This is a genomic window from Streptomyces sp. NPDC102274 (assembly GCF_044766385.1).
GTDB lineage: Bacteria > Actinomycetota > Actinomycetes > Streptomycetales > Streptomycetaceae > Streptomyces.
This window is the reverse complement of the sequence record NZ_JBIWLW010000076.1, coordinates 1-14459: the sequence shown is the minus strand read 5'-3', so window position 1 is coordinate 14459 and position 14459 is coordinate 1. Positions and strand designations below refer to the sequence as shown.

3 pseudogenes are annotated in these 14459 nt (G+C 71.2%); all 3 read right to left on the bottom strand.

What is annotated here, in order from left to right:
• Window positions 1-12112, bottom strand: a pseudogene (locus ACIRQP_RS41070) (type I polyketide synthase); the annotation flags it as partial.
• Between the two features lie 294 nt (window positions 12113-12406).
• Window positions 12407-12556 (bottom strand): annotated as a pseudogene (locus tag ACIRQP_RS41065) (acyl carrier protein); the annotation flags it as partial.
• A gap of 450 nt (window positions 12557-13006) precedes the next feature.
• A pseudogene (locus tag ACIRQP_RS41060) lies at window positions 13007-14392 on the bottom strand (SDR family NAD(P)-dependent oxidoreductase); the annotation flags it as partial.
• Between the last annotated feature and the right edge of the window lie 67 nt (window positions 14393-14459).

Here is a 14459-nt window from a genome sequence, read left to right as displayed (position 1 = left end):
ACTGCGTCCCCTGACCCGGGAACACCCACACCAGCTTCCCCGGCACACCCACTCGACCGGAAACCACACCGGCCACGCTCTCACCACGCGCCAACAATTCGAGGTCCGCTATCGCCTCGTCGCTGGAGCCCGCGATCAGCACGTCACGCTCACTCAGCGCGGCCCGGTTCGACACCAACGCACTCGCGACTTCCGCCAGTTGCGCCTCGCCCCCGATGAACGCAGCCAACCGACCGGCCTGCCCCGCCAACGAACCAGCACTCCGCGCCGACACCACCAACGGCACCACACCCGACACCGGCATCTCCTCAGCGGCGACCGACTCCTCGACAGGCGCCTCCTCCAGTATCAGGTGCGCATTCGTCCCACTGACACCGAACGCGGACACCCCGGCTCGACGCGGGCGGCCGTCGCGCGACCATTCCCGGGATTCCGTCAGCAACTCGACCGCGCCCGCCGACCAGTCCACCTCGGGAGTGGGCGCGTCCACATGCAGGGTTGCCGGGAGTGTCCCGTGCCGCAGCGCCTGCACCATCTTGATCACGCTCGCCACACCCGCGGCCGCCTGTGCGTGGCCGATGTTCGACTTCAACGAGCCGAGCCACAAGGGACGTTCGGGGTCCCTGTCCTGCCCGTAGGTGGCCAGGAGCGCCTGCGCCTCGATCGGGTCGCCCAGGGAGGTGCCCGTCCCGTGGGCCTCCACCACATCCACATCCGCAGAGAGCAATCCGGCGTTCAGCAGGGCCCGGCGGATCACCCGCTGCTGCGAGGGACCGTTCGGCGCCGTCAGCCCGTTGGAGGCGCCGTCCTGGTTCACGGCGCTGCCGCGCAGCACCGCCAGGATCCGGTGTCCGCGCTCCCGCGCCACCGACAGCCGTTCGAGCACCACGACGCCGACGCCCTCGGCCCAGCCGGTGCCGTCGGCCGCGGCGGCGAACGCCTTGCAGCGCCCGTCGACGGCGAGGCCCCGCTGCCGGGAGAACTCCACGAAGGCGCCGGGGTTCGCCATGACCGTTACGCCACCGGCCAGCGCCATCGAGCACTCACCCTGCCGCAATGCCTGCGCGGCAAGGTGCATCGCCACCAGCGACGACGAACACGCCGTGTCGATAGTGACCGCCGGTCCCTCGAAACCGAACACATAGGACACCCGGCCGGACGCCACGCTCGACGACCCGCCGGTGCCGGCGAAACCCTCCAGCTCCGGCGTGACGACACTGGCTCCCGGTGCGACGTAGCCCTGGCCGAAGGCCCCTGTGAACACACCGACGTCGGTGCCCTTCAACGAGATCGGGTCGATGTCCGCGCCTTCCAGCGCCTCCCACGAGGTCTCCAGCAGCAACCGCTGCTGCGGATCCATCGCCAACGCCTCACGCGGCGAAATCCCGAAGAACCCCGCGTCGAAGAGCCCCGCCTCATGCAGGAAACCGCCCCGACCGGTGTACGACGTCCCCGGGCGATCCGGGTCCGGATCGAACAGACCCTCCAGATCCCAGCCCCGGTCCTCAGGGAACCCCGACACCGCGTCCCGACGCTCGGCCACCAACCGCCACAAGTCCTCCGGCCCCGCCACACCACCCGGCAACCGGCACGCCATACCCACGATCGCGACCGGCTCCCCCGCATCCGCCACGACCACCGCCGGCACCACCGGCACCCGCACCACCTCACCGAACTCGTCGCGCAGATGACGGGCGAGCGCCTGTGGATTCGGGTGGTCGAAGACCACTGTCGCGGGCAGCTTCAGGCCGGTGGCCTCACGCAACTTGTTACGCAGTTCCACCGACGTCAACGAGTCGAACCCGGCATCCTTGAACGCCAGGTCCGCTCGCACAGCCCCCGCTCCGGCATGCCCGAGCACGGCCGCGACCTGACCACGAACCAGGTCCAGAAGCAGTGTCAGCTGGTCTGCCGGAGCGAGCCCCGTCAGCTGGTCGGACAACCGGCCACGCTTGTCGCTGATGCCGGCAGTGTGTGCGTGCTGCCTGCCCGCCCGGACCAGGCGGCGCAACATGTGCGGCACCGCACCACCTGCCGCGGCATCGGTGCGCACCCCTCGCAGGTCCAGCTTGGCAGGCACCAGCAGCGCCTGCTCGGACCGCACGGCGGCGTCGAACAGGTCCATGCCCTCCGCCTGTGTCATCAGCTGCAGACCGCCGCGGCGGTTCATCCGGGCCCTGGTGAGGTCGTCGGTGCCGGCCGCCATGCCCGTGGTCTGTTCCCACAGGCCCCACGCCAGGGACAAACCTGGCAGGCCCGCCGCCCGGCGGTTGGCCATCAGTCCGTCAAGGAAGGCGTTCGCCGCCGCGTAGCTGCCGCTGCCGGCGCCCATGAACACAGCCGAGACGGAGGAGTAGACGACGAAGGCGTCGAGGTCCATGTCGCGGGTCAGCTCGTCGAGGTGCCGCACCGCGTCGACCTTGGGCGCGAACACCGCGGCGAGCCGCTCCGGGGTCAGCGTCTCGATCACGCCGGCATCCAGGACCCCGGCCGTGTGCACCACACCGGTCAGCCGATGCTCGTCCGGCACCGTCGCGAGCAGCGCGGCCACCTGGTCGCGATCGGAGACGTCGCAGGCGACGACCGAAACCTCGGCGCCCTGCCCGGTGAGCTCGGCGACCAACTCCGCCATACCCTCGGCGTCCGGACCTCGCCTGCTGGCCAGGACCAGACGCCGCACACCGTGGCGCGTGACCAAATGCCCGGCCACCAGACCACCCAACGCCCCTGCACCCGAGACCAGAACCGTCCCTCGCGCACCGAACACGGCCGGCGAATCCGAGGTCTGAGCAGCGCGAGCCAGGCGCGGTACGGACAAGGTCGTGCCGCGCACCGCGAGCTGCGGCTCATCGCAGGCCAGCACCGGCCCCAGCACGGGTTCCACTCCGTCGACAGAGGCCGCGTCGAGGTCCAGCAGAACGATCCGGTCCGGGTTCTCCGCCTGAGCGGCACGGACCAGACCCCACACGGCCGCCGCGGCCGGGTCAGTCACCGCGCCCTCACCGGCGGCCACCGCGCCGCGGGTCACGACCACGAGGCGCGACTCCTCCAGCCCTGCTCCGGCGAGCCATGCCTGCACAACGGCCAACACCCTCGAAGTCAAGGTCAGCGTCGTGTCCTCGGCGTCGTCGCTTACTGCCTCCAGCACCACCGCCGCGGGCACGCCGTCGGCAAGTGCTGCCACGTCGTCAGCGGTGGTCACCGCCACCCAGGAGGGCGATGGCTCCCCCTCAGCCGGGGCCAGTTCGGTCCACTCCACTTGGAACAGCGAGTCGGCGCGCACCGTGCCGGCATCCGCAGCGCCCAACTGCTCGGCGGACACCGCACGAAGCGCCAGCGAATCCACGGTCACGACCGGGTTGCCTGCCTCGTCCGCCGCCGCCAGCGACAGGGCACCGGAGCCGCCGGGCGCCAGCCGTACCCGCAGCACCGACGCGCCGACGGCGTGCAGTGCCAGCCCGCTCCAGTCCAGCGGTTGCCGCGGCTCCTGCCCGTGTTCGGCGGCGTCCAGCAAGGCCGGGTGCAGTGCCGCGTCCAGCAACGCCGGGTGGATACCGAACCCGCCCGCGTCCGTGCCCTGATGCTCGGGCAGGGCGACCTCGGCGAAGAGTTCCTCGCCGCGCCGCCACACCGCCCGGACACCTTGGAACACGGGCCCGTACACGTACCCGCGTTCGGCCAGGTCGGTGTAGAGGTCATCCACGTCGGCCTTCCGCGCGCCGGGCGGCGGCCAGGCAGCGAAGTCGAATTCCGTGCCGTATGCCGCCGACACCGCCGACAGCATGCCGGTGGCATGTCGCGTCCACACATCCACACCGTCCCCGCGCAGGGAGTAGACATCGACGGAGCGCGAGCCGTTCTCGCCCGGTCCGCCCAGCGCGATCTGCACACGCACGCCACCGTGCTCGGGCAACACGAGCGGGGATTCGATCACCAGCTCGTCGAGGACTGAACACCCGGCTTCGTCGCCGGCGCGTACGGCGAGTTCCACCAGTCCGGCGCTCGGGACGACCACGACACCACCGACCGCGTGATCGGCCAGCCAGGGGTGCGACCTCAACGACAGCCGTGAGGTGAACACCAGGCCGTCCGACTGCGGCAACTGCACCACCGCACCGAGCAGCGGGTGATCGGCACCGGCCAGCCCCAGCGACGGCGCGTCCGTCGCCGCCTCGGTCGGATGGAGCCAGTAGTGCCGGTGGTCGAAGGCGTACGTCGGCAGGTCGACACGTGCGGTCGGGGCGGAAGGCAGCACGCCGCTCCAGTCGAGCGCGACACCTCGCACGAACACCTCGGCCATCGAGGTCATCAGTCGCCGCGGACCACCGTCCTCACGGCGCAACGAGCCGACGACGACCGTGTCGTCGACGTCCGTGTCGTCGACGATCTCGGTGATCGGCTGAACCAGCACCGGGTGGGCACTGACCTCGACGAATACCCCGTGCCCCTGGCTGAGCAGGTCCACCACCGCCGGGCCGAACCGGACCTGCTGCCGCAGGTTCCGGTACCAGTACCCGGCGTCCACGACCCCGGCGTCCCGCACCCAGTCGCCGGTGACGGTCGAGTAGAACGGCACCACCGGCGCCTGCGCACTGATCCCGGCCAGCACCTCGGCCAGCCTGTCACGGATGTCCTCCACGTGCCGGGTGTGCGACGCGTAGTCCACCGCCACCCGCCGTCCGGAGAGCACCTCTACCGCCTCGTCCAGCGCTGCGGCGTCCCCGGCGATCACCACCGAGGAGGGGCCGTTGACCGCGGCCACTTCGACACGGCCCTCCCACGGCGCCAACCGGGCGACCGCGTCGGCCTCACTCAGGGCGACCGACGCCATACCGCCACGTCCGGACAACTCCGCCGCGATGACCTGACTACGCAACGCCACCACCCGAACCGCATCCTCCAACGACAACGCCCCCGCCACACACGCAGCAGCGATCTCACCCTGCGAATGCCCCACCACCGCATCCGGCACCACCCCCACCGAACCCCACACCGCAGCCAGACCCACCATCACCGCGAAGCCCGCGGGCTGGAGGACATCAACCCGATTCATCACCTCGGGGTCGGTCTCGCCACGCAGCACGTCCACCAGCGACCAGTCACACCACCGCTCCAAGGCAGACGCGCACTCCCCGATACGCTCCGCGAACACCAAGGACGAGTCCAGCAACTCGCGCCCCATGCCAACCCATTGCGTCCCCTGACCCGGGAACACCCACACCAGCTTCCCCGGCACACCCACTCGACCGGAGACCACACCGGCCACGCTCTCACCACGCGCCAGCGCACCGAGCCGCGCCACAGCTTCCTCGCCGGACCCCGCCACCACCACCGCACGATCGCCCAGCACCGCCCGGGTCGACAGCAGGGCACCGGCCATGCGCGTCAGCGACACCTCATCAGCACGCTCGATGAAGTCCGCCAGCCGTCGGGCCTGACCCGCCAGGGAACCGGCGCTCCGCGCGGACACCACCAGTGGCACCACATCGTCAGGCAGTGCCTCATCGGGGACCGCCCCCGTCTCCTCGGCAGGTGCTTCCTCGATGATCAAGTGTGCGTTGGTCCCACTGATACCGAACGAGGACACACCGGCCCTGCGCGGGTGGCCGTTCTTCTCCCAATCCCGGGCCTCGGCCAGCAACTCGACCGCGCCCGCCGTCCAATCCACCTGTGCCGTGGGCTCCTGTACGTGGAGCGTGGGAGGCATGACGCCGTGCCGCAGCGCCTGCACCATCTTGATCACACTGGCCACACCCGCGGCCGCCTGCGTGTGGCCAATGTTCGACTTCAACGTGCCGAGCCACACGGGACGCGCCGGGTCCCGGTCCTTCCCGTACGTGGCCAGCAACGCCTGCGCCTCGATCGGATCCCCCAGCGCCGTCCCGGTCCCATGGGCCTCCACGACATCCACATCGGACGGTGTCAGACCCGCGCCGGCCAACGCGCTGCGGATCACCCGTTGCTGCGAAGGACCGTTCGGAGCGGTCAACCCGTTGGAAGCGCCGTCCTGGTTCACCGCACTGCCACGGATCACCGCCAGCACCCGATGCCCGCGCTCGCGCGCCACCGACAACCGCTCCAGCACCACCACGCCGACGCCCTCGGACAGCACGGTCCCATCCGCGCCATCCGCGAACGCCTTGCACCGCCCGTCCTCGGCCAGGCCCCGCTGCCGCGACATGCCGAGAACGCCGATCGGCGATCCCATCACGGCGACACCGCCGGCCAGCGCCATCGAGCATTCGCCCTGCCGCAGTGCTTGCGCGGCGAGGTGAATCGCCACCAGCGACGACGAACACGCCGTGTCCACGGTGACCGCGGGGCCCTCGAAACCGAACACGTAGGACACCCGCCCCGACGCCACACTTCCCGCTGTGGCCGTCGTGACAAAGCCTTCGAGCTCCGCGGGCATATTGCTGAGGGACTCGAGGTAGTCGTGGATGGAGACACCGGAGAAGACGCCGATGTTGTCGCCGCGCGCCGCTGTCGGATCGATGCCGGCCCGCTCCAGCGCCTCCCACGAAGCCTCCAGCAGCAACCGCTGCTGCGGGTCCATCGCCAACGCCTCGCGCGGCGAGATCCCGAAGAACCCCGCGTCGAAGAGCCCCGCCCCGTGCAGGAAACCGCCCCGACTGGTGTACGACGTCCCCGGGCGATCCGGGTCCGGATCGAACAGACCGTCCAGATCCCAGCCCCGGTCCTCAGGGAAGGACGACGTCCCCTCCCGGCCCTCGTGCACCATCCGCCACAAGTCCTCGGGATCCGCCACGCCACCCGGCAATCGGCACGCCATCCCCACGATCGCGATCGGCTCGTCAGGATCCGCGGCGACCGCAGCAACGGCGGCGGGGACGCCCGCCATCGTGCCGCCCAGTTCCTCGCGCAGATGACGGGCGAGCGCCGCCGGGGTGGGGTAGTCGAAGACCAGCGTGGCAGGCAGCTTCACTCCGGTCGCCGCGCTCAGCCGATTCCGCAGCTCGACCGCGGTCAAGGAGTCGAACCCGATGTCGCTGAACCCACGGGTGCCCTGCGCCAACTCGGGCCCGCTGAAGCCCAGCACGGCGCCCGCCTCGCCTTGGACGACGGTCAGCAGGACGCTCTCCTGCTCGTCAGGGGACAGCCCGGCGAGCCTGCGGAACAGCCCGCTGCCGTCCCCGGTACCCGCGCGCGCCAGACGCCGCCCCGCGCGAACCATGCCACGCAGCAGGTGCGGGACCTCTCCGCCTGCCGCGGCCTGGGTGCGCAGCGCCCGCAGGTCGAGCTTGATCGGTACCAGCAGCGCCTGGCCCGCGCGCAGACCGATGTCGAACATCGCCAGGCCCTCGGCAGGCGACATCGCCAGGACACCGCCTCGGCTCATCCGTGCCCGGTCGGTGGCGCTGAGGTGGGCGGTCAGGCCGGTGGCCTGCTCCCACAGGCCCCACGCGAACGACACCCCTGGCAGGCCCGCCGCCCGACGGCCGGCCATCACCCCGTCCAGGAACGCGTTCGCCGCGGCGTAATTACCCTGCCCAGCGGACCCCAGGAGCGCGGCGGCCGACGAGAACACGACGAACGCGTCGAGATCCATGCCGCGGGTCAGCGCATCCAGGTGCCGTACCGCGTCCACCTTCGGGCCGAACACCCCCGCCAACCGCTCAGGGGTCAGCGCCGAGATCACGCCGTCGTCCAGCACACCGGCCATGTGCACCACACCCGCCAAGGGGTGCTCATCGGGCATCGACGCCAGCAGCTCCGCCACCTGGTCCCGTTCGGAGACATCGCAGGCGACCACCGAGACCACCGCGCCCAGCCCGGTGAGCTCGGCGGCCAATTCCTCCGCACCGGTGGCGGCCGGACCCCGCCGACTGGCCAGCACCAGACGCCGCGCACCGTGCCGGGACACCAGATGCCGGGCGACCACGCCGCCCAGCGACCCGGTGCCACCCGTGAGCAGAACCGTCCCTTCCGGGCGGAACACGGAGGGACCGTCCGGGGGCTGACCGGCACGGGCGAGCCGAGGCACGAAGAGGGTCGTGCCGCGTAGGGCGATCTGCGGTTCACCGCCGGCCAGTACCGAACCCAGCACCGGCTCCACACCGGCCGGATCCGCGGGATCGGCATCGAGAAGGATGATCCGGTCGGGGTACTCGGCCTGCGCGGCCCGGACCAAACCCCAGACCGCTGCCGCGGCCGGGTCGGTCACCGTGTCCTCACCACCGGCGGGCACCGCGCCGCAGGTCATCACCAGCAGCCGCGAGTCCGCCGACGCGGCGCCGGTCGGCCAGGCTTGCAAGACCCCCAGCACCCGCGAGGCCAATGCCAGCCCCGCGTCCTCGTCATCACCGCCGACTGCTCGCAGGAGCGCCACCGCCGGCACCATGCTGCAGTGTTCCAGGTCTGCCACGTCATCTCCTGTGGCAACCTCCGTCCACGACGGCACGTCCACCCGCTGGGCCGGGGGCAGCTCGGTCCACTCCACCCGGAACAACGAGTCGCGGCTCTCCTCCGCCGCCGTCTCCAGCTGCTCGGCGGACACCGGCAGCGACACGAGCGAGTCCATCGTCACGACCAGGCCGCCGGTCTCGTCGGCGGCCTGGAACGACAGTGCGTCCGGACCACGGGGTGCGACCCGCACGCGCAGCGCGGAAGCACCAACGGCGTGCAACAGCAGCCCGTTCCACGCGAAGGGCAGCACCTTGCGGTCGTCGTCCGGGTCGGCGAAGGCGTTCGTGTGGAGGGCGGCGTCCAGCAGCGCCGGGTGGATGCCGAACCTTCCGGCGTCCTCCCGCTGCTCCTCGGGCAGGGCGACCTCGGCGAAGACCTCCTCGCCTCGCCGCCATACCGCCCGCAGGCCCTGGAAGGCGGGCCCGTACGCGTACCCGCGCTCGACCAGGTCGTCGTAGAAGTCCCCGACCTCGACCCGCTGCGCACCCGGCGGCGGCCAGGCGGTGAAGTCGAATCCCGCGGCCCGCGCCGTCGGCGCGGCCGACAGGAGTCCCGTGGCGTGCCGCGTCCACACATCCGCGTCGCCATCGCCGACGGCGTCCTCGCGCAGGGAGTAGACGCCCACCGTGCGCGAGCCGTTCTCCCCCGCGCCGCCCACCGCGACCTGCAGTCGCACCCCGCCCTGCTCGGGCAGCACCAACGGCGCCTCGATCACGAGTTCTTCGAGAACGCCGTAGCCGAACTCGTCGCCCGCCCGCACGGCGAGATCGACGTACACCGTGCCGGGGACGAGCACGACACCACCGATCGCATGATCGGCCAACCAGGGGTGCGAGCGCAACGACAAGCGCGAGGTGAACACCAGCCCGTCGGACTGCGGCAGCCGCACCACCGCACCCAGCAACGGGTGATCGGCGGAGGCCAGTCCCAGCGACGCCGCGTCGGTCGCCGAATCAGCCAACTGGAGCCAGTAGTGCCGGCGGTCGAAGGCGTACGTCGGCAGGTCCACGCGCCCGGCCGTCGCCCCACTGGGCACAATCCCGGCCCAGTCCAGCGCGCAACCCCGCACGAACAGCTCACCCATCGAGGCAAGCAGGCGCCGCAGGCCACCCTCATCGCGCCGCAACGATCCCGTCACCACCGCCTCGGAGTCGGCGCGGTCGACGATCTCGGTGATCGGCTGGACCAGCACCGGGTGGGCACTGATCTCCACGAACACTCCGTGGCCCTGCTCGAGCAAGTCCTGCACCGCCGGGCCGAACCGGACCTGCTGCCGCAGGTTCCGGTACCAGTACCCACCATCCACGACCCCGGCGTCCCGCACCCACTCGCCGGTGACGGTCGAGTAGAACGGCACCGTCGGCGCCTGCGCACTGATCCCGGCGAGCGCTTCGGCGAGCGTGTCACGGATGTCCTCCACGTGCCGGGTGTGGGAGGCGTAGTCCACCGCCACCCGCCGTACACGGACACCTTGCTCGTCCAGTGCCTCCAACGCTTCGTCGAGTGCCCGGGCATCGCCGGCGATCACCACCGAGGAGGGGCCGTTCACGGCGGCCACCTCGACCCGGCCCGCCCACGGCTCCAACCGCGCGACCGCCTCGTCCTCGGGTAACGCTACGGAGGCCATACCGCCACGCCCGGACAACGCCGTGGCGATGGCCTGGCTGCGCAGCGCCACCACCCGCGCCGCGTCCTCCAGCGACAAAGAGCCTGCCACACACGCAGCCGCGATCTCACCCTGCGAGTGGCCCACCACAGCGTCAGGCTGCACGCCCACCGAGGACCACACCGCCGCGAGGCCGAGCATGACCGCGAAACTGGCCGGCTGCAGTACATCGACCCGATCCAGGAGCGCGGGGTCGGTGTCACCGCGCAGCACCTCCACCAGTGACCAGTCCACCCACCGCTCCAACGCGGTGGCACACTGCCCGATCCGTTCGGCGAAGACCGGTGAGGAATCGAGCAGATCCCGGCCCATGCCGAACCACTGCGACCCTTGGCCCGGAAACACCCACACGACCTTGCCCGGCACACCCGAACCGGCCACCACGCCGACCGCGTTCTCACCCCGAGCCAGCGCGCCCAACCCGGCCAGCGCCTCCTCGTCCGAACCCGCGACCACTACCGCACGCTCGTTCAGCACAGCTCGGCCCGACACCAACGCCCCGGCCACGTCCGCCAGCGACACCTCGTCGGCGCCCTCGATGAACGCCGCCAGGCGCTCCGCCTGGGCCGCCAGGGACGCGGCGGTGCCCGCCGACACGACCAACGGCACCACTCCCGTGGGCGCCGCCTTCACCGAGGCGGGCCGCGTCTCCTCGGCGGGCGCCTCCTCCAGGATCAGGTGGGCGTTCGTCCCACTGGCCCCGAACGAGGACACCCCGGCCCGGCGCGGATGACCGCTGCGCGACCAGTCCCGAGCCGCGGTCAGCAGCTCGACAGCTCCCGAAGACCAGTCCACCTGAGGAGTGGGCGCGTCCACGTGCCGAGTCGCCGGGAGCACCTCGTGCCGCAGCGCCTGCACCATCTTGATCACACCGGCCACACCGGACGCCGCCTGCGTGTGGCCGATCACGGACTTGACCGATCCGAGCCACAGTGGCTGTTTCGGGTCCCTGCCCTGCCCGTAAGTGGCCAGCAGCGCCTGCGCCTCGATCGGATCGCCCAGCACCGTGCCCGTGCCGTGGCCCTCCACCGCGTCCACATCGGACGGTGAGAGCCCGGCACCGGCCAACGCCTTGCGAATCACCCGCTGCTGCGACGGACCGTTCGGCGCCGTCAGGCCGTTGGAGGCGCCATCCTGGTTCACCGCACTGCCACGGATCACCGCCAGCACATGGTGCCCACGCTCCTGAGCCACCGACAGCCGTTCGAGCAGCAGCACTCCAACACCCTCAGCCCAGCTGGAGCCGTCGGCGCCCGCGGCGTAGGACTTGCAGCGCCCGTCGAAGGCGAGTGCTCGCTGACGCGCGAAGCCGACGAACCCGCCCGGCGTCGCCATCACCGTCGAACCGCCCGCGAGCGCCATCGAACACTCGCCCCGGCGAAGCGCCTGCGCGGCGAGGTGCATCGCCACCAACGAGGAGGAGCACATGGTGTCGACGCTCACCGCGGGACCTTCGAGGCCGAGGGTGTAGGCGACCCTTCCGGAGGCGACGCCGCCCGCGGTGCCCAGTGCGCGCTCCAGGCTGAGGTACCCCTCGAACCCGCTGAGGTCGGGCGCGTAGTCCTGGTGCACTATCCCGGCGAACACCCCGATGTCGGTGCCCCGCACCGAGTAGGGGTCGATGCCGGCCCGCTCGAAGGTCTCCCAGGACACCTCGAGCAGTTGCCGCTGCTGAGGGTCCATCGCCAGGGCCTCACGCGGCGAGATGCCGAAGAAACCGGCGTCGAACTGCGCGGCGTCGTGCAGGAAGGCGCCCTCCCGCACGTAGGTCGTACCGGGGTTGTCGGGGTCCGGGTGGTAGAGGCCCTCGAGATCCCACCCGCGGTCCTCGGGGAAGCCCGTGTAGACGTCGGTACCCTCGGACACCACCCGCCAGAGGTCCTCCGGACCGCGGATTCCACCGGCGTACCGGCAGGCCATGGAGACGATCGCGATGGGCTCCGCGGCTGCGGCGACGAGTGTGCTGTTCTCCTGCTGAAGCCTGGCGTTCTCCTTCAGCGAGGTTCGCAGTGCCTGAACGATCTGCTCGTCTGGCGCCGACATAACCATCCTCCACGGTTCGTTCACCATCTGTGGTCAGCTCGTCTTGCCCAAAGCCCGTTGCACGAGATCGGCGACGTCCATCGCGTCGATCAGTTCCACGTCCGCGGAGTCCGGCGCTCCGGCACCCCGCGCTTCCCCGTCCTCTGTGTCGGCGAGGCCGAGGAGGGTGTCGAGCACACCGGCTTCCTTGAACCGGGCGAACGAAACGGACGCCAGGACCCGCCTGAGCTCGTCCTCCCGCCCTTCCAGACCGTCGTCGGCCTCCCGGAGAAGCTCCGAGCGCAGGTAGCCGACCAGCGCCTCCGGGGTGGGGTAGTCGAAGATCAGCGTCGCCGGCAGGCGCAGTCCGGTCGCCGCGTGCAAGCTGTTGCGAAGGTTGACCGCGGCCAGCGAGTCGAAGCCGACGTCCTGGAACGCCTGGCGTGGGCCGATGCCCTCCGCGCCGCTGTGGCCCAGGACGGTCGAGGCATGGCCGCGGACCAGCCGCAGCAGGATGCGGTTCTGCTCGACCTCCGAAGCCGCCCGCAGGGAGTCGGCGAGGGACGAGGCGGTATCGCTGTTCGCACTGTCTCCCTGCGATGCCTGGAGCACCGCCTTCGCCTCAGGCAGGTCGGCGAACAGCGGACTGGCCCGGACCGAGGTGTACGCGGGGATGAACGCCCCCCAGTCCATGTCGGCCACCGTCACGAACTTCTCGTTGCCCTGGACCGCCTGCACCATCGCGGTCACCGCCAGCTGAGGGGCCATGGGAAGGACACCGCGGCGGCGGAGTTGGGTGAGGGCGGCCTCGTCCATACCCACGCCGATCTGGTCGAGGGCTCCCCACGCCATCGACGTCGCACGGAGGCCCCGGGCCCTGCGTGACTCGACCAGGGCGTCGAGGACGGCGTTCGCCGCTCCGGACGTGCCCTGGCCGCCGCCACCCCACACACCCGCGATCGAGGAGAAGACGACGAACGCTTCGAGCGGCGTGTCCTCGAACAGTTCGTCCAGCCATACGGCGGTGTCCACTTTGGCGGCGAACACCTCGGCGAGGTCACTCACGCGGGTGTCGTCGACGGAACTGGTCTGCGTGATGTCGGCCGCGTGCACCACCGCCGTGAGCGGCTGTTCCGGGGCGGTCGCGGAGACCAGTTGCGCGATCGCGTCCCGATCGGAGTCGGCACAGGACTCCACCGCGGTGCCGAGGCCGAGCCCGGCCAGTTCGGCACGCAGTTCCGGCACGCACTGGTCCGGTGCGTGCGCGGTGGTGGTGACGATGAGCCGGTCGGCGCCGGTGAGCGCGAGCCAGAGCGCCGCGTGCCTGCCGAGTCCTTCGGCTCCGCCGGTCACCAGGATCGCGCCCCGGGGCTGCCAGCGGCCGTCGCCGGCGGGCTCCGGCACGGGTTTGCGGACCAGCCGCCGGGTGTACACGCCCGAGCGCCGTACCGCGAGCTGGTCTTCGCCGGCGGCGCCGTTCAGCACTCCGAGCAGGTGCTGAGCCGTGCGCGGGTCGGCCACGGCGGGCAGGTCGACCAGACCGCCCCACCGGTCGGGGCGTTCCAGCGCGGTGGCACGTCCCAGGCCCCACAGCGACGCCTGGGCCGGTGCGGTGAGGGTGTCCTGGACCCCGATGTTCACCGCGCCTCTGGTGACGCACCACAGGGGCTGGGTGACGTGGCTGTCCCCCAGGGCTTGGACCAGTGCGAGCGTCGAGGCCGCGGTCGCGGTCGCGTCCTGCGGGCCGCCTCCCGCCTGTTGGGCCAGGGCGAGCAGGGACAGAACACCGGTCAGGTCGTGTTCGGCCACGACGGCGGTCAGGCGCTCGGCGAGCCGTTCCCTGGTGCCGTCATGGTCACCGACCGCCAGCAAGACCGTGCCGAGTCCCTGACCGGTCAGCTCCTCCAGGAGGGCGTCGGTCGCACCGTGGTGCGCACGTTCGGACGGTACGACGACCAGCCAACGGCCACGTGGTACGCCCGTGGCTTCGCGTTCGAGCGGCTGCCAGGTGACGTGGTAGCGCAGCTTCTCCACCGCCGACCTCCGGCGGTACTTTCCTCGCCACTCCGCCAGCACGGGAACGACCGTGTCCAGGGCGCTGCGTTGGTCGGTCGACGCCATCTCCAGCAAGTCGCCGAGGGAGTCCAGATCTGCTTGCTCGACCGCGGCCCAGAAGTCGGAGTCCGCGCCTTCGGCCGCGTCTGTGGCGTCGAGGTCTGATTCCGCCTCATGCAGCCAGAAGTGCTGGCGGTCGAAGGCATACGTGGGCAGATCCACCCGTCCGGACGTCCGCGGCAGGACACCGCTCCAGTCGACCGCGATGCCCCGCACGAACAACTCGGCC